Source organism: Pseudidiomarina terrestris (assembly GCF_030466375.1).
GTDB classification, from domain to species: domain Bacteria; phylum Pseudomonadota; class Gammaproteobacteria; order Enterobacterales; family Alteromonadaceae; genus Pseudidiomarina; species Pseudidiomarina terrestris.
In genome coordinates this window covers 78,102-95,208 of record NZ_JAGGJE010000005.1, presented here as the reverse complement: position 1 = coordinate 95,208, position 17,107 = coordinate 78,102, and the positions used below count along the sequence as shown (strand labels likewise).

General features: G+C 50.7%; 20 protein-coding genes. All 20 read right to left on the bottom strand.

The window, feature by feature from the left end; genetic code table 11:
• Positions 1–2: 2 nt before the first annotated feature.
• On the bottom strand, positions 3–632 hold the full coding sequence (locus tag J6J28_RS11085) for an L-threonylcarbamoyladenylate synthase (RefSeq protein WP_301721762.1): 630 nt from the start codon (positions 630–632) through the stop codon (positions 3–5).
• A 20-nt stretch (positions 633–652) separates the two neighbouring features.
• Positions 653–1,504 carry a PHP domain-containing protein gene (locus J6J28_RS11080; RefSeq protein ID WP_301721761.1) on the bottom strand — a complete coding sequence of 284 codons (852 nt, stop codon included), beginning with the start codon at positions 1,502–1,504 and terminating at the stop codon, positions 653–655.
• Positions 1,501–3,522: an oxidoreductase gene (locus J6J28_RS11075; RefSeq protein WP_301721760.1), complete on the bottom strand. Its 2,022-nt coding sequence runs from the start codon at positions 3,520–3,522 to the stop codon at positions 1,501–1,503. Before J6J28_RS11075 ends, J6J28_RS11080 begins: the two co-directional genes overlap by 4 nt.
• A 100-nt stretch (positions 3,523–3,622) precedes the next feature.
• Positions 3,623–5,008: a carbohydrate porin gene (locus J6J28_RS11070; RefSeq protein ID WP_301721756.1), complete on the bottom strand. Its 1,386-nt coding sequence runs from the start codon at positions 5,006–5,008 to the stop codon at positions 3,623–3,625.
• A 13-nt stretch (positions 5,009–5,021) separates the two neighbouring features.
• On the bottom strand, positions 5,022–7,001 hold the full coding sequence (locus tag J6J28_RS11065) for a BCCT family transporter (protein WP_301721755.1): 1,980 nt from the start codon (positions 6,999–7,001) through the stop codon (positions 5,022–5,024).
• Between the two features lie 128 nt (positions 7,002–7,129).
• A complete protein-coding gene (gene rpsQ, locus J6J28_RS11060) occupies positions 7,130–7,393 on the bottom strand; it encodes a 30S ribosomal protein S17 (protein WP_301721754.1) in 264 nt (87 codons plus the stop codon).
• The gene (rpmC, locus tag J6J28_RS11055) at positions 7,393–7,584 is read right to left on the bottom strand and encodes a 50S ribosomal protein L29 (protein WP_126754486.1); all 192 of its coding nucleotides are present in this window, start codon (positions 7,582–7,584) and stop codon (positions 7,393–7,395) included. The genes rpsQ and rpmC overlap by 1 nt, the downstream gene beginning before the upstream one ends.
• Positions 7,584–7,997: a 50S ribosomal protein L16 gene (gene rplP / locus J6J28_RS11050; RefSeq protein WP_126762622.1), complete on the bottom strand. Its 414-nt coding sequence runs from the start codon at positions 7,995–7,997 to the stop codon at positions 7,584–7,586. The genes rpmC and rplP overlap by 1 nt, the downstream gene beginning before the upstream one ends.
• Before the next feature lie 11 nt (positions 7,998–8,008).
• Complete coding sequence (gene rpsC, locus J6J28_RS11045) at positions 8,009–8,695, bottom strand: 30S ribosomal protein S3 (protein WP_301721751.1); 687 nt, start codon at positions 8,693–8,695, stop codon at positions 8,009–8,011.
• A 10-nt stretch (positions 8,696–8,705) separates the two neighbouring features.
• Positions 8,706–9,038, bottom strand: a complete 333-nt coding sequence (gene rplV / locus J6J28_RS11040) for a 50S ribosomal protein L22 (protein ID WP_126769551.1) — start codon at positions 9,036–9,038, stop codon at positions 8,706–8,708.
• Between the two features lie 12 nt (positions 9,039–9,050).
• Positions 9,051–9,329, bottom strand: coding sequence for a 30S ribosomal protein S19 (gene rpsS, locus J6J28_RS11035; RefSeq protein ID WP_026860408.1), 279 nt, complete (start codon positions 9,327–9,329; stop codon positions 9,051–9,053).
• A 16-nt stretch (positions 9,330–9,345) separates the two neighbouring features.
• Positions 9,346–10,170, bottom strand: coding sequence for a 50S ribosomal protein L2 (gene rplB / locus J6J28_RS11030; RefSeq protein WP_301721746.1), 825 nt, complete (start codon positions 10,168–10,170; stop codon positions 9,346–9,348).
• A gap of 14 nt (positions 10,171–10,184) precedes the next feature.
• Positions 10,185–10,487 (bottom strand): 50S ribosomal protein L23, encoded by a 303-nt coding sequence (rplW, locus tag J6J28_RS11025; protein ID WP_301721744.1) that lies wholly within the window; start codon positions 10,485–10,487, stop codon positions 10,185–10,187.
• Positions 10,484–11,089: a 50S ribosomal protein L4 gene (gene rplD / locus J6J28_RS11020; protein WP_301721743.1), complete on the bottom strand. Its 606-nt coding sequence runs from the start codon at positions 11,087–11,089 to the stop codon at positions 10,484–10,486. The genes rplW and rplD overlap by 4 nt, the downstream gene beginning before the upstream one ends.
• Before the next feature lie 18 nt (positions 11,090–11,107).
• The gene (gene rplC, locus J6J28_RS11015; RefSeq protein ID WP_301721742.1) at positions 11,108–11,752 is read right to left on the bottom strand and encodes a 50S ribosomal protein L3; all 645 of its coding nucleotides are present in this window, start codon (positions 11,750–11,752) and stop codon (positions 11,108–11,110) included.
• A gap of 38 nt (positions 11,753–11,790) precedes the next feature.
• Positions 11,791–12,102, bottom strand: coding sequence for a 30S ribosomal protein S10 (gene rpsJ, locus J6J28_RS11010; RefSeq protein WP_008488677.1), 312 nt, complete (start codon positions 12,100–12,102; stop codon positions 11,791–11,793).
• Between the two features lie 330 nt (positions 12,103–12,432).
• Positions 12,433–13,590, bottom strand: coding sequence for a dipeptidase (locus J6J28_RS11005; RefSeq protein WP_301721956.1), 1,158 nt, complete (start codon positions 13,588–13,590; stop codon positions 12,433–12,435).
• A 293-nt stretch (positions 13,591–13,883) separates the two neighbouring features.
• Positions 13,884–14,162, bottom strand: coding sequence for a hypothetical protein (locus tag J6J28_RS11000; protein ID WP_301721734.1), 279 nt, complete (start codon positions 14,160–14,162; stop codon positions 13,884–13,886).
• 164 nt (positions 14,163–14,326) lie between these two features.
• Positions 14,327–15,367, bottom strand: coding sequence for a tRNA dihydrouridine(20/20a) synthase DusA (gene dusA, locus J6J28_RS10995; RefSeq protein WP_301721733.1), 1,041 nt, complete (start codon positions 15,365–15,367; stop codon positions 14,327–14,329).
• A gap of 86 nt (positions 15,368–15,453) precedes the next feature.
• Positions 15,454–17,049 carry an amidase gene (locus J6J28_RS10990; protein ID WP_301721732.1) on the bottom strand — a complete coding sequence of 532 codons (1,596 nt, stop codon included), beginning with the start codon at positions 17,047–17,049 and terminating at the stop codon, positions 15,454–15,456.
• Positions 17,050–17,107 lie beyond the last annotated feature (58 nt).

Sequence of the window (17,107 nt, the reverse complement as noted above, 5' to 3'; positions counted from 1 at the left end):
GATTAGCCAAGCTTATCAAAAGGAGCAGGGTCACCGGAGCCAACCCGTGTTACTTTCACCACATCGTCAGCCAAATCTACCACTGTGGTCGGCGCTTCACCGCGATGATCACCATCAACGATAACATCCACCTGTCGCTCCAGCCGCTCTCTGATTTCATGGGGATCAGACTCTGCGAAATCATTGTTGCCAAGGATCAAGCTGGTCGACATCAAAGGTTCGCCAAGGGTCTCCAGCAATGCCATGGTAATAGGGTCGTCCGACACCCGGATACCGATCGTTTTGCGCTTCGGATTGAGCAAGCGCTTAGGCACTTCCTTCGTGGCTTTTAAAATGAAGGTGTAATGGCCTGGCGTATTATTTTTCAACAACCGAAAGGCCACATTATCGACACGAGCATAGATGGACAGCTCGGACAGATCGCGACACATCAAGGTAAAATGATGCTCTTTTTCTATCTCCCGGATGCGACAGATCCGTTCCATAGCATTTTTGTCGCCAATACGACAACCAATGGCATAACCGGAATCCGTCGGATACACCATGACGCCCCCTTGCATGACCTTTTCTACGGCCTGCTGAATTAAACGCGGTTGCGGATTTTCCGGATGGATCGTGAAATACTGACTCATGTTTACTGATCAACCTCAGGTTAAACTGTTGATGGACTCCATTGACTCCATATTGGCACAGTGTCTGGCGGTAGACAAAGATTTTTGCCTAGCTCGCGCCATGGCCGCGGCCCATGAAAATCCGAGCCCGCAGAAGCTGCCAGACCAAGTTCCTTCGCCATTGTCGCTAATGCCAGGCGCTGCCCCGGACTTTGTTGACTGATGGCCACTTCAAGACCGTCTAAGCCATAGTTTTTCGCTTCCCGCAGCAATTTTCTTAACCACTTGTTACTTAACTGATAGGCGTGCGGGTGAGCAAGCACAGCTTTACCGCCAGCAGCATGCACCGCAGCTATGGCACTTTCCAGATCGCTCCAGTCGGTCGCCACGTAAGCCTGTTGCCCTTTGCCAAGATAACGTTGGAAGGCACTCTCAAAATCTTTGACCCAACCTTGCTCAACCAGCGCCTCGGCTAAATGCTTGCGCGTGGGCATGGTCAATTCTGCAGCCATAGGTGGTGTCACATCAATCCCAGCCTTGTGCAGTTTCTCAAGCATGGTTTGATAACGCTGATGTCGCAACTGCTGTTGCCGCTGCAGTAAGTCCAGCAGTGCCGGATGCTCCGCATCGACCTGCAAGCCGACCAAATGGATTTCAAAACCTTGCCAGCGACAGGTGATCTCAACACCGCTGATCAATTCAAGTTCAAGCTCATGGGCTGCAATTGCCTCGGCAGCCTGCTCGAGACCGGCAACCGTATCATGATCGGTGAGCGCGAGATGGGTGACACCATGAGCTGCTGCCCGCTGCACTAGATCAGCGGGCGCCAGTTCACCATCAGAAAAATGGCTGTGACAATGCAGATCATAGAGGTGTTTGGACGCCTGATTCATAATGCTGCCGCCAGTTCTGCACCCTGTCGAATGGCGCGCTTCGCATCGAGCTCGGCGGCGACATCAGCGCCACCGATCAAATGCGCCGACTGCCCGGCAACTTCAAGGTCATGCTGCAAATCACGTAGCGGTAACTGTCCCGCACAAGTGATAATGTTATCGACTTCAAGTAATTGTTGCTCGCCGTCCACTTCGATCCAAAGTCCTTCGTCAGTAATACGCTGATAGGTCACCCCCGGAATCATGTGGACGCCTTTTTTCTTCAGTGTCGCCCGATGCACCCAGCCGGATGTTTTACCAAGACCCTTACCAACTTTGCTGGTTTTACGTTGTAACAGCCACACCTCACGGTCCGAGGATTCAGGCTGCGGCTGGCTCAATGCGCCACGTTCCTGATATGTCTTATCAACGCCCCAGATTGCTGACCACTCATCAGGGTTTAAGGTCGGCGAGACACTGGTGGTTAAATACTCTGCCACATCAAAGCCGATGCCGCCGGCACCAATCAGCGCCACTTTCTTACCCACGGGTTTATGATCGCGAAGTACTTCGACATAACTCATCACCTTATCGCTCTCGATGCCTTCCAGTGACACCGCCCGGGGCACTACTCCAGTGGCTAATACGACGTCGTCAAAGCGGCCCGCTAACAGTGACTCAGCACTTTGCGAAGAGCCCAGATGTAGGTTGACACCGGTATCCATAAGTCGGTTCCCGAAGTAACGGAGGGTCTCATGGAACTCTTCCTTGCCCGGGATCTGCTTCGCGTAATTAAACTGGCCACCAATCTCATTATTGGACTCAAACAAATGCACCTCGTGGCCACGTTCTGCCGCGTAGCAGGAGAAAGCCAGTCCTGCAGGACCTGCACCCACCACCGCTATGCGCTTCTTCTGCGTTGCCGGGGGCATCATCAGCTCTGTTTCATAGCAGGCCTGAGGATTCACCAGACAGCTGGCGCGTTTGTTTTCAAAGACATGATCCAGGCATGCCTGGTTACAGGCGATACAAGTATTGATGCGGTCGCTCTGCTGCGCTTCTGCCTTAGCCACAAAATTCGCATCGGCGAGCAAAGGTCGTGCCATAGAGACCATATCAGCCTCGCCTTTCGCCAGAATCTCCTCTCCGATCTCAGGCGTATTAATACGATTGACCGCCACCACTGGAATCGATACCTGTTCGCGGACACGCGCGGTAATCCAGCTAAAGGCGCCACGCGGTACCGACGTCACTATGGTGGGCACGCGCGCTTCATGCCAGCCAATACCGCTGTTAATTAGGGTCGCGCCTTCAGCCTCGATGGCTTTGGCCAGTTCGATAACTTCGTCGTATTCATGCCCTCCGGGCACCAGGTCGAGCATCGACAAGCGATAGATAATAATAAAATCCGGGCCAACTGCTTCACGCACAGCTTTCATGATTGCCAAAGCAAAGCGCGAGCGGTTGGCAAATGAGCCGCCCCACTTGTCCGTGCGCTTGTTGGTGCGGGGACATAAAAACTGATTAATCAGGTAACCCTCAGAGCCCATGACTTCAACGCCGTCGTAGCCGGCTTTTTGTGCGAGCCTGGCACAACGTGCGAAATGTTTGATGGTCTTTCGAATTTGCCGATCGGACATGGCTTTAGGCGTAAAGGGAGAAATCGGCGCCTTGAGTTTGCTCGGCGCTACCGCAAACGGATGATACGCGTAGCGTCCGGTGTGTAAAATTTGCAGACAGATTTTGCTACCGTGGCGCTGCACGGCTGCAGTGATTTGCCGATGTTTGGCGACATGCCATGGCCGGCTTAACTCTGAGCCAAAGGGCTGTACACGACCACGGAAGTTGGGGCTGATGCCTCCCGTGACAATTAACCCGACACCACCTTTTGCGCGCGCCTCATAAAATGCAGCCAGCTTCTCGAAACCGTTTTTTTCTTCTTCCAGACCGGTATGCATGGAGCCCATCAGGACTCTGTTTTTAATTTGCGTAAAACCTAAATCCAGAGGTTTTAACAGGTGGGGATAAGCGCTTGCCACAGTGACCTCAACTTAAACGGGTGTTTGAATTAGTCCACTGTACTGATTTCACTGTCTGGCGGCAAGTGTCACGCGCACCAGACAGTGAAATCAAGGGGGGTTAGAAGTAGTAGCCTATATTAATGTTAAAGCGGGTGTTGGTATCTGTTGCGTTACCAGCCATTGAACCGCCAACGAAGGGCTGATTCTTCGCCGTGACTAAGTCGAAATAGGTGTACAAGCCACCCGCTGACACGGCCATGCCAAGTACGTTCATCACCGTATCTTCACCGCCACCGCGTTTATCCGTCATCAGACTGTAATCGTTGTAGAAGGTCAGGTTTGAAATCGGACCGATCTTGACTGGCAGGCTGTATGCAATATTGGCAGTATACAAGGTGGCTTTGCTCGGAATGGTATCGTAAAACGCATAAGCACCGACAACAATCCCCTCGTTCGCCATGTCCATGTCGTAATCGTACTGACTCACCTGTCCCATAAAGGTCCAGCGATCGACGTTATAAACACCATGCACCGCGAATGCACTGCGGTCGCCAACATCATCGGAACCGTCGTTCATCTTGCCCATTTGTCCGGACAAACCCCATTCAAAGCTACGACCATCACTTAGCGCATACTTGCGCGCCACGCGGGCAGCGAAACTATTGCTTTCCCCGACCGCTAAGTCGGGCGTGTCATAGATACCTTCGCCGCTTAGTCGCACCCCTAGTGGATCATAGGCATAACGATCTTCACGGTTGCTGACATAGCCATCAACTCCGCCTTGCTCATCATTTTTGAAGAAAGCGATATCGAAATCCCATTCCGAATCACGATAACGGAGCTTAATGCCGGCGTCATGGTCATCCTCCAGACCAACATAGAAATTGGAACTGAAGAAATAGTTATTCGAGTTATATGGGGTGTTACCAAAGGGGACTTTGGTGATCCCCACTTGCCCCTGCCAGTTGTCATTGAAGTTATAGCCGACCCACGCGTGTTGTACCGACTCCATATACTGGAACCAGCGATACTGCGCCGACAGGATCACGTCACCAATGGTGCCGCTGTAATCAAGACGCAGCAGGTCAAAATCGATGTCGCCACCGCGGTCTTTGTTACCTTCATTATAATCTTCCCAGACAAACTGAGTGCGCACCGCACCACCAATGGTGATGGGTGCATTTTCGGCAGCCTGAATATCTTCTTCGAGACGTTCAACCCGGGCCTGGAGAGCGGTATTCGCGTTGATCCGCTTACGCGGCGCAACCTCTTCGGCTCGAGGAGAGCGCTCAAGAGCGATTTCTTCAGTAACTTCCACGTCCTGTTCTTGCTTAGCCGCCAGTTGCGCTTCCAGTTCCTCGACACGTTTTTGCAAACGCTGCATTTGCTGCATGACTTCCTGCAGCTGTGTCGCGGTCACTTCGCTGTCACCTTGTTGCTGCGCCAGTGCGGGAGTACTCAGAACCGCACCTATACAGATTGCGAGTAGTTGCTTCTTCATCATTGACCTCCCTCTCTTAACGCAACACGTGCAAGAAATGCATGTGTTTGTGATAGTGGTCGATAACATCGCCAATCACGGCTTCACGTGACCAACCAAGGATATCGTAATCCTGACCACCCTCGCGCAAGTGTACTTCGGCACGGTAGTACTTCTCTTCTTCCGAGACATCACGTGGGTGTTGCGGTTGCTCTTCCTCAGCATGAATAAACGCAGGCCGGATGTGGCTCACTAAATGAACCTGATAAACAAAGTCTATCTCATCACCATGGACCACGCGGAAAATCATTTGCTCGCCGTCGTCCTCTTCGATTTTTACAACCATATCGCTCTCACGCATTTCCTCAGCCACTTCATTTAGTGCGGGTTTGACCACTTGCGTTAAAAAGCGCTGTGCGACCTGCTGGCTTGGGAAATCGATAATATTGTGCAAACGTTCACGCCAATTCTTCGTGCTAGTGGCGGTGCCTGTCAGATAGTTATTCTGCAGCGCATCCTTTTTGTGCACGTCAATCCTTAGAGCTTTAATAAGACCGTAGGTTGCGAACAATAATATTATGGTGAACGGTAACGCACTCGCAATCGTCATGGTTTGCAAGGCAGCCAAGCCGCCCGCAAGTAACAACACGATGGCGACAACACCCTCACCACCGGCCCAAAAGATACGTTGCCAAATTGGCGTATCATCACGCCCATTCGAACAAAGCATATCGACGACCATCGACCCGGAATCCGAGGAGGTTACAAAGAAAACAATGACCATCAGCGTAGCCAGGCCGGCCAGGAAATCACTAAATGGAAAGCTCTCTAAGAAGGCAAACAGTGCCACAGGAACATCATTTTGAACTTGCTCAGCAAGCGAGGTCATTCCTTGGTTCAAAATCAACTCAATGGCTGAATTACCAAAGAACGTCATCCACATCATGGTAAAGCCTGAAGGCACGAGTAATACGCCAAGAACAAATTGGCGAATCGTACGACCTCGAGATACGCGGGCAATAAATAAGCCAACAAAAGGAGCCCAGCTTAACCACCAACCCCAGTAGAAAACTGTCCAACCACCAATCCAGTCACTTTTTTCATAAGCGAACAGATTAAATGTATTGCTGACTATTTCTGAAATGTAAGACCCCGTATTTTGCACCAACGCTTGGAGTAAGAATACGGTAGGACCAGCAACCAGCACAAAGATTAACAATAGTACCGCTAATCCCATGTTTAACTCAGATAATCGGCGGATGCCTTTATCCAGGCCCGTGGTCACCGAAATAATCGCTAACAGGGTTACCCCGATAATTAGCATGACCTGAACCGTGGTGGATACCGGGACACCGAATAAGTAGCCTAACCCTGAATTCACCTGCGCCACACCAAAACCAAGTGACGTTGCAACACCAAACACGGTACCTATTACCGCAAAAACATCGACCACATGACCGATGGGACCATAGATACGCTCGCCTATCATTGGATACAAAGCTGAGCGCAAGGTTAGAGGCAAACCATGACGGTAGGCGAAGAATGCCAAAATAAGCGCCACAATTGCATAAATAGCCCAAGCATGAAGACCCCAGTGGAAAAAGGTCACTTTCATTGCCTCGCGCGCAGCTTCCGTGGTTCCTGATTCAACAACGGGCGGCGAAAGAAAGTGCATCACCGGCTCTGCTACACCGAAAAACATTAAACCGATACCCATACCGGCAGAAAACAGCATTGAGAACCAGGTTAGGTTCGAGTAATCGGGAGCAGAATGGTCCGGTCCTAATTTAATGGTACCGAAACGGGAGAAGCCAAGGTATAAGACGGAGAGCAGTATAAGAGCTACAGCTGCTACGTAAAACCAGCTACCATTTGTGATGATCGCTGACTGAATGGCGTCTAGAGTTTCATTGGCACCTTCAGGGAAAAAAGAAGTTAATAAAAGAATGATAAAGATAAGACCAGCCGCACTATAAAAAACGGGTGGATTCAGACGTGCTTTATCGGAAGATTCCATGCGTCTTACTCCTGTTGGTTTTTTTATTTCCATTAATTATAGAAACTTATGCATAAGATGCGAGTTTAGATCAAAAAAAAGGCCTCCAGAACGGAAGCCTTTTATGATCACATCTTGCTATCTAGTGTTTAGATAACTTCTGCGCGCTCTACAATTTCAACAAGTGCCCAAGACTTAGTCTTAGATACTGGACGAGTTTCGCGAATAATCACGGTATCGCCAGTCTTGCACGAGTTGTCTTCGTCGTGTGCGTGTAATTTGGTCGTACGAGAAATGTACTTACCATATACAGGGTGTTTAACCCGACGCTCAATAGCAACAGTGATAGACTTGTCCATCTTATCGCTAATAACACGACCTTGCAGAGTACGAACACGTTTTTCATCAGCCATTACGCACCTGCCTTCTGATTCAGAATAGTTTTCACACGTGCGATATCACGACGCACTTGCTTCAACATGTGAGTTTGATTCAGCTGACCAGTCGCTGCTTGCATGCGCAGGTTAAACTGCTCACGACGCAAACCCAGCAATTCTTCTTGCAGCTGCTCAACGGTTTTATCATTAAGTTCGTTCGCTTTCATTACATCACCGTCCGAGATACAAAGATGGTTTTGAATGGCAGCTTACGTGCCGCAAGAGTGAACGCTTCACGCGCCAGCTCTTCCGAGACACCGTCGATTTCATACAGGACACGACCTGGCTGAATTTGAGCTACCCAGTATTCCACGTTACCTTTACCTTTACCCATCCGCACTTCAAGAGGCTTTTGAGTAATTGGCTTATCAGGGAAAACGCGGATCCAAATTTTACCCTGACGTTTAACGTGACGCGTCATGGCACGACGAGCCGCTTCGATTTGACGCGCAGTCATACGACCACGGTCAACAGCTTTCAATCCGAAAGTACCGAAGCTAACTTTGTTACCTGCTTGCGCCATACCACGGTTGCGGCCCTTATGGACCTTACGGAATTTAGTACGCTTTGGTTGTAACATTTAGTATCTCCTTACTTACGGCCTTTAGGGCGTTTGGCTGGAGCTTGTGGCTTTTCTTCGACTGGCATACCGCCCAGTACTTCACCACGGAAGACCCAAACTTTCACACCGATGATGCCGTAAGTGGTATTTGCTTCAGCAGTTGCGTAATCAATGTCTGCACGCAATGTGTGCAGTGGTACGCGACCTTCACGGTACCATTCAGTACGGGCAATCTCTGCACCGCCTAAACGACCGCTAACTTCCACTTTGATACCTTTGGCGCCAAGACGCATTGCGTTCTGTACCGCACGCTTCATCGCGCGACGGAACATAACACGACGTTCCAGCTGACCAGCAATGTTTTCCGCAACCAGTTGTGCGTCCAATTCAGGCTTACGCACTTCTGAGATGTTGATTTGAGCTGGCACGCCAGTCAATTTTGAAACTGCTTGACGCAGCTTCTCAACATCTTCACCTTTCTTACCGATGACCACGCCTGGGCGTGCAGTATGAATGGTGACACGGATGCTCTTCGCAGGACGCTCGATTACGATGCGAGAAACTGATGCATTGCTCAGCTTCTTGCGAAGTAATTCACGAACCTGGTGATCACTGTGCAGGTTATCGGCAAAATCTTTTGTATTCGCGAACCAGGTTGCATTCCATGGCTTAGTGATACCTAGGCGAATACCATTAGGATGAACTTTCTGACCCATAACTTATCTCCTAGCTATCTGATACAACCACAGTAATGTGGCTGGTACGCTTAAAGATACGATCAGCGCGACCTTTCGCACGAGGCTTGATGCGTTTCATGGTAGGACCTTCGTCAACCATTACTTTTGCAACTTTAAGCTCGTCGATGTCCGCACCTTCGTTGTGTTCAGCATTCGCGATAGCTGACTCCAGCACCTTTTTCAGCAGACCAGCTGCGTCTTTAGGGCTGTAGTTAAGCACATCCAGAGCTTTCGCTACTGGTAAACCGCGAATTTGGTCAGCAACCAACCGGCCTTTCTGCGCAGATAGGCGGGCGAACTTGTGAATAGCAATAGCTTCCATCTTGTGTCTCCCTTACCGTTTCTTCGCTTTCTTATCAGCAGCATGGCCGCGATAAGTACGGGTTGGTGCAAATTCACCAAGCTTGTGACCAATCATTTCGTCAGAAACGAAAACTGGCACGTGCTGGCGACCGTTATGAACAGCAATTGTAAGGCCGATCATATCAGGGATAATCATTGAACGACGGGACCAAGTTTTAATTGGCTTCTTGTCCCCGGCTTCCAACGCTTTCTCCACCTTATTTAGCAGGTGAAGGTCAATAAATGGACCTTTTTTAAGAGAACGTGGCATGTTTAATCCTCAACTCTTATTTGTTGCGACGACGTACGATAAATTTATCAGTACGCTTGTTCTTACGGGTCTTATAACCCTTAGTCGGAGTACCCCATGGGGTAACCGGATGACGACCACCTGAAGTACGACCTTCACCACCACCGTGTGGGTGATCAACTGGGTTCATCGCCACACCGCGGACGGTAGGACGAACACCACGCCAGCGCGTTGCACCAGCTTTACCCAATTGACGCAGCATGTGTTCTGCGTTGCCGACTTCACCGATGGTTGCACGACAATCCGACTGAATTCGGCGCATTTCGCCAGAACGCAGACGTATAGTTACGTAACCGCCATCGCGAGCCAAAACCTGTACATAAGCACCAGCTGAACGAGCCAACTGAGCACCTTTACCAGGCTTCATTTCGATTGCGTGTACTACAGAACCTACTGGAATATTACGCAGTGGTAATGCGTTACCCGCTTTGATCGGTGCATCTGATCCAGACTGTACTTTATCGCCAGCTTTCATGCCTTTTGGAGCAAGAATGTAACGACGCTCACCGTCTGCATACAGAACCAATGCGATGTTTGCTGAACGGTTTGGATCATATTCCAAACGCTCAACTTTCGCAGGGATACCGTCTTTGTCGCGTTTAAAGTCGATCATACGGTAGTGATGCTTGTGACCACCGCCGATGTGACGAACTGTAATACGACCGTTATTATTACGACCACCTTTCTTGTTGTTTTTATCCAACAAAGGCGCGTAAGGTTTACCTTTATACAGGTCTTCGTTAACCACTTTAACGACGTGGCGACGACCTGGAGATGTAGGCTTACACTTAACTAATGCCATGTGAATTCCTCCTATTACTCAGCGCCGCCGACGAAGTCGATGTCAGCACCTTCTTTAAGGGTGACATACGCTTTTTTCCAGTCACTACGCTTACCGAAGCGCATGCCTGAACGTTTGGTTTTGCCTTTCACGTTGACTGTGCGAACGCCTTCAACTTCAACCTCGAACAGTTTTTCAACTGCCGCTTTGATTTCCGCTTTGTTGGCGTCTTTAGCAACTTTGAAAACAACCGTGTTGCTGGTTTCAGCTGCAACAGTTGATTTCTCAGAAACGTGAGGTGCAAGAATCACTTTGAGTAAACGTTCTTCACGCATCATGATAACACCTCCTCAAGTTGCTTCACTGCGTCCGCAGTCATCAGAACTTTTTCGAAAGCAATCAAGCTAACTGGGTCAACGCCCTGAACATCACGTGCATCAACCTTGTGCAGGTTGCGTGACGCTAAGAACAAGTTTTCATCAAGTTCTTTAGTCACGATTAACACGTCGTTCAAGCCCATTTCTTTCAGCTTTGCAGACAATTGCTTAGTCTTTGGTGCTTCAACACCAAAGCTTTCTACCACGACCAAACGGTCCTGACGAACCAGTTCAGACAAGATGCTTTTCATTGCACCGCGGTACATTTTCTTATTCACTTTCTGGGTGTGGTTTTGTGGTTTCGCTGCGAAAGTTACACCACCACTACGCCAGATTGGGCTGCTAGCAGTACCCGCACGAGCACGACCAGTACCCTTTTGACGCCACGGCTTTTTGCCGCCGCCAGAAACTTCAGAACGCGTCTTTTGTGCTTTCGAGCCCTGACGAGCACCAGCAGCATAAGCGACGACTACCTGATGAATCAGAGCTTCGTTGAACTCACGTCCAAAGGTAGCTTCGGAAACCTCAAGAGCGCCTTTTGCGTCTTTAAATGTTAATTCCATCACCATTCTCCTCAGACGTTACGCCTTAGCCTTGACTGCTGGCTTGATGATGACATCACCGCCAGTAGCACCAGGGACAGCGCCACGAATTAGTAACAAACCACGCTCAGCGTCTACACGTACAACATCAAGTGTCTGCACGGTAATTTGTTTGTTACCCATTTGGCCTGCCATTTTCTTGCCTTTGAATACCCGACCAGGAGACTGGTTTTGCCCGATAGAACCCGGTGCACGATGTGACAACGAGTTACCATGGGTAGCGTCCTGAGTACGGAAATTCCAGCGCTTGACAGCACCTTGGAAACCTTTACCTTTCGAAGTGCCGGTAACGTCTACTTTTTTGGTGTCCGCAAAAATTTCTACGGTGATTTCAGAACCTACTGCGAAATCATCACCTTCGCCGTCTTCCAGGCGGAATTCCCAGAGACCACGACCTGCTTCGACACCCGCTTTCGCGAAGTGGCCTGCAGCTGGTTTGTTTACGCGGTTCGCTTTTTTGTCACCTGCTGTAACCTGAAGCGCACGATAGCCGTCCGTTTCCTCAGTTTTAACCTGAGTCACACGGTTTGCAGTCACTTCAATCACAGTAACAGGTACAGAAGCGCCGTCTTCTTGGAAGACACGTGTCATTCCTACTTTACGACCGACTAGACCAATAGCCATTGTTAAAACCTCTCGTGTGTAATCCTATTACTGCCCGCTTAACCCAGGCTGATCTGAACATCAACGCCAGCTGCAAGGTCAAGACGCATCAGCGCATCAACAGTCTTGTCAGTTGGATCCATGATATCAATCAGACGTTTGTGGGTACGGATCTCGTACTGGTCACGCGCATCTTTGTTCACGTGTGGTGAAATCAACACGGTGAAACGTTCTTTGCGCGTAGGCAGAGGGATTGGACCACGTACCTGAGCACCAGTGCGTTTTGCAGTTTCGACAATCTCTGCAGTCGACTGGTCAATCAGACGGTGATCGAACGCTTTCAGTCGAATCCGAATTCTTTGATTAGCCATAAAAAATCAAAGCCTCAAATAATAAAGAGCATTTAAAAAAGAGCACAGAAAAAAACCTGCACCCTGGCAGCATACCGGGCGAGGTATTTTCAACGAAAATTCCATTCAATCCCCTATCGGGATTGCTGTGGCAACCAACTACCGGTTGAATTCTTCACCCCACAGGACACTAAAAGTACCCGAGGGAGCAACAACCGTGGCGACGGATTATACAAGAGTGAGACAGAAAAGCAAGGGGTAATACAGGCTGGTGAGCTTATTCTCTGTAGCGTGCTGCGCTTTTCAATCACTCAGTAAAAAGCGCAGCACTGACAGCTCGGTGCAAACCGATCAGTTGTTCTTTGCGTAGGCTTCCACTTCACGCCAAACGCGTAAAATATTCTCGTTCAGGATCTGTTTGATGTCCGCTTCAGAGTAGCCGCGATCAAGCAGACCCTGGATCAGGTTTGGATAGCTGGACACGTCTTTCAGACCGACCGGCAGGGAATCACCAACACCATCATAATCCGAGCCGATACCCACGTGGTCGATGCCGACCAGGTCTACGACATAATCAATGTGGTCCAGCACTTGCTCCAGGGTGGCATAAGGGAACGGGTTATCGGCACGTAGCGCAGCCACGCGTTGCTTGGCCTCTTCGCTCTCTTCACCGTATTTCTCATTCACTTTTTCAATTTGCTGGTTGAGCATATCGCGCCAGCGGTTCGCGGACTGAGTGACAAAGCTGGAGCCAAAGTTGATCATGATCACGCCGCCATTCTCGCCTAAGGCTTTAATCATATCGTCGCTCATATTGCGCTCAAAACCCGGAGTGTACCGGCGCAGTGACGAGTGGGAGGCAATCACAGGGGCTTTACTGATTTCAATCGTTTGCCAGAAGGCTTCATCAGAGACATGCGAAATATCCACCATGATGCCGATGTTGTTCATTTCTACCACCAACTCTTTGCCAAAAGGGCTTAAGCCGTTCCATTGGCGACGAATATCATAAGAGGAGTCAGCAATGTGGTTGGAGAGGGAATGCGACAGGGTAATGTAACGGATACCCCGCTCATAGAATTCTTTCAGATTGGCCATATCGCCTTCTATCGGCGAGCCATTTTCCATGCCCAGGGCAAGTGAAATCTGACCTTGATCGTACTGCTTAAGTACGTCGTCAACGGTGTAGGCCATGGCAAATTTTTCAGGAGCCCGCCAGGCTAGCGCTTCCATACTATCGATCAGCTGATGTGCCAGTTGCTTACTTGCACCGGGGGTCTGTTCCAGCTGCGCAGGTATGTAAATCGACATAAAAGGTACGTTCAGGCCGCCGGCCACTGCGCGCGGATAATCAAAGTCGCCACCTACGGTCGCTTCACTGACATCGTCCCACTTATTGTTAAGACGATACGGAACGTCAATATGGGTATCAATCAGGAGGTTTTCCTTTGCCAGCACCATTGCCCGCTCGCTTGCGGTGTAGCTTGCTGCCGCTGCATCCTGTGCCATTGCCGGCGCGATAGATGAAGCCGAAAGCGCAAGCGTAGTTGCCAGACTCAGGGCGCTGACCTTGCCAAACCATGCGTTAGTGTTCACTGCACATCCCTCTGTAATTTAAGATTACTTAGTTATTCTAATAGGTATGGTCAGCAGATTAGCACACTTATTTAACGGAAATCACCCTGTCTTCACCCCGTTAAGCGCATGGTTAGTGGCAACGACCGCAGCGCCGGCGATGATGCTTAGCACCGGCGCAAAGGTCAGAATAATCAGCCATGTAGATGTCGTTGCGAACATAGTGATTACTCCGGTTGGACACGTACTTGATTATCGTCGTTCTGGTTTTGCTTGTCAGTAGTAAGCGACGCATAGACCACCACCCGGTAAGGAATATCTTTGCGCATTTCTGCTAAGTTCTCAAAGCTTGAACGGCGGGTTTCGTTGGCCAGTTGTTGCTTGACCATCTGGGTTTGCGCAGCCAACGAATGACTTAATGCTTCATTCAGTGTGGGTTGCTTCGCCCATACTGGCGCGGTCATGGTGCTTGCGACAAGAGCTAAACTTAAAACTAACTTTTTCATTTTGTTCTCCTAGCTATGTTGATTCCCGTCGTCACAACGGGTTAAGTAAAGTCGCTAGAAGTAATACAAAGGTTGTGCCAACTCTCAAACTAAATACACAAGCACTTGTTTTATATTGTTTTTATTTTTAAATAAGAGAAGAAGGAGCCACTAGCCTGTGGCTTCTATTGTGGGGATTCTGCCAATTTTTGGTCAAATAACGCACGAGCATCGAGTACCAGCTGCAGTCCCCCGCGCACCAGTTGCTCAGCGGAATCGGCAGCTGGTCCCTGCTGACTGAGCCATTGCCGCCAGCGTCTTGCCCCTGGCTGGCCCTGGAACAGCCCCAGCATATGCCGGACCACATGCCAGCAACGTCCGCCTTGAGCCAGATGCGCTTCTATATAGGGGATCATCTGCTCGACGACCCTAACCTGCTCTTCAAACGAAGCTGCCGTCGCTGCAGGAACCTGGGTCGGAGCAGTAAGTATGCTATCAAAGCAGCCGAGAAAGGCTGGATTCTGGTAGGCTTCGCGGCCTACCATGACACCGTCCACATGCTGTAAATGGGCAACCACATCAGCCGCCTGAGCAATGCCCCCGTTTATCATCACATGCAGTTCAGGGTAACGCTGTTTGGCCCGGTACACGCGCTCGTACTGCAAGGGCGGAATTTCACGATTCTGTTTCGGGCTTAACCCTTGTAACCAGGCTTTTCGGGCATGCAAGGTCAGATGACGACAGCCAGCAGCAGTAATGTCATCGATAAAACGATAGAGAAACTCATCACTATCCTGCTCATCTATCCCCAGTCGTGTTTTCACAGACACCCGCAGCTCAGGCGCCGCCTGTTGCATCGCCTGTACACAGGCTGCCACCCTGTCCGGAGCCGCCATAAGACAGGCACCGAAACTGCCGTTCTTCACCCGATCAGAAGGGCAGCCCACATTGATATCGACCGCAGTATAGCCGCGCTCGTAGGCCCTGGCAGCGCACTCTGCCATGGCCGCAGGGTCACTACCGCCAAGCTGCAGCACCACAGGTTGCTCGGTGGGATTAAACGCCAGAAAATCATGCTTGCCGTGGATAATGGCGCCAGTAGTCACCATTTCAGTGAAAAGCACTGTTTTTGTGCTCAATAACCGATGAAAATAACGGCAATGGCGATCAGTCCAGTCCAGCATCGGTGCGACAGCAAGTGTTGGAGATGCGAGTTGTTGGACCATAGTGACCTCTATCGGGCAAAGCGGAGGCCGTATTCTAAAGTTTTGGCCCCGCTTTGCAAGTTTTCGGGTTGGCTAGTCGTGCGCTGTCAATGGTGACGAGGCAGCAATGCTGGAGCGCGACGCGCCTTGGTATGCTGCTCAAAGCCATAGGCGGCTTCAATCAGCTTGGCTTCGCTATTCGCGCCAGCAAAGAAACTGAGCCCGACTGGCAGATGATGCACAAAGCCCATAGGTACAGTGATATGCGGGTAGCCTGCCACCGCCGCTGGCGAGCTGGCAGAGCCCATGTAGTTATCACCGTTAATTAAATCAATCTTCCACGCAGGTGCCGTAGTTGGCGCAATGAGGATGTCCAGATCCTGACTTGCGAGGGTGGCATCGATACCATCGGGTCCAGCTGCCTGCTTGGCGCGTTTAAGAGCGGCTTCGTAAGCTTCCTGATCAGCTTCGCTGCGGCCCTGTGCGAGGGTAAACAACTCCTGACCGAAAAACGGCATAATGGCGTCTGCCTGGGCTTGGTTAGCAGCGATCAAGTCGGCTAAATTACGATAAGGCGATTCGGGGTGCTGGGCAAAATAATGCGCCAAATCGGCCTTGAATTCATGCAGCAGAACGGTAAATTCGTCTTGTCCCCAACCGCGGCCATTCACGAACTCCACATCATCGACAATGATCGCGCCGGCGTCGCGTAATACCTGTAACTGCGTTTCAAGGACCGCATCCAGGCCGCTGTGATACCCCATCAAATCACGCATTACGCCAATGCGTTTGCCGCGCAATCCATCCGCGTTCAAGTGCTGGGTGAAGTCCACCTTTGCTGCATAACTGGCGCTGTCGGCGGTATCTTCACCGAGCATGGCGCTGAGCAAATAAACGGCATCACGGACAGAGCGTGCCAAGGGCCCGGCAGTGTCCTGACTGTGGGAGATTGGAATAATCCCGCCACGGCTGACCAGACCCAGCGTCGGTTTGATCGTGACAATGCCGGTTATGGCTGCCGGACAGACCAGCGAGCCATCGGTTTCGGTGCCCACCGCTAAAGGAATAAGGTTGGCACTGACGGCCGCCGCCGAACCGGCGCTGGAGCCACAGGTGCTGCGCGACGTATCAAAGGGGTTCTTGGTTTGACCGCCAACACTGCTCCAGCCGGAACTTGACGCAGTGGAGCGGAAATTTGCCCATTCACTCAGGTTGGCTTTACCGATAATAATTGCACCGGCATCGCGTAAGCGTTGCACCAGAAACGCATCTGCCGCCGGGTAGTGCTCTTTTAATAATAACGAGCCGCCGGTATTGGCTAAGCCATCAGCGGTATCAATATTGTCTTTCAACAGCACCGGGATACCATGCAATGGTCCCCGCAGTGCGCCCTGCTCGCGCTCAGCGTCGAGTGTGCGCGCCAGCGCAAGGGCATCCGCCAGCGGTAACAACTGATTGACTGCGCGCAAATCAGCACCTCGGCGGTTGTGCCGTGCGATTTGCTGATAATAATGACGCACCACATCTTCCGCACTCAAGGTGCCGACCGTCATGGCCTCCTGCAGTTCGTCGACCTGTGCTTCCTGGTAGTCAAACTCCGTTGCCCCCAGTGTCTGGCTTTGCCACAGCAGAGCAAGGCTCGCCACACTGAATAAAAGGTACTGCCAGCGCCGGCTCCCTGCTTGATTTATGCCTGTTGTCATTGCGGTTTCCTCGTTCGGGTTAATCGATAAGCTCAGTCTATCCCATCGTATGCGGGCG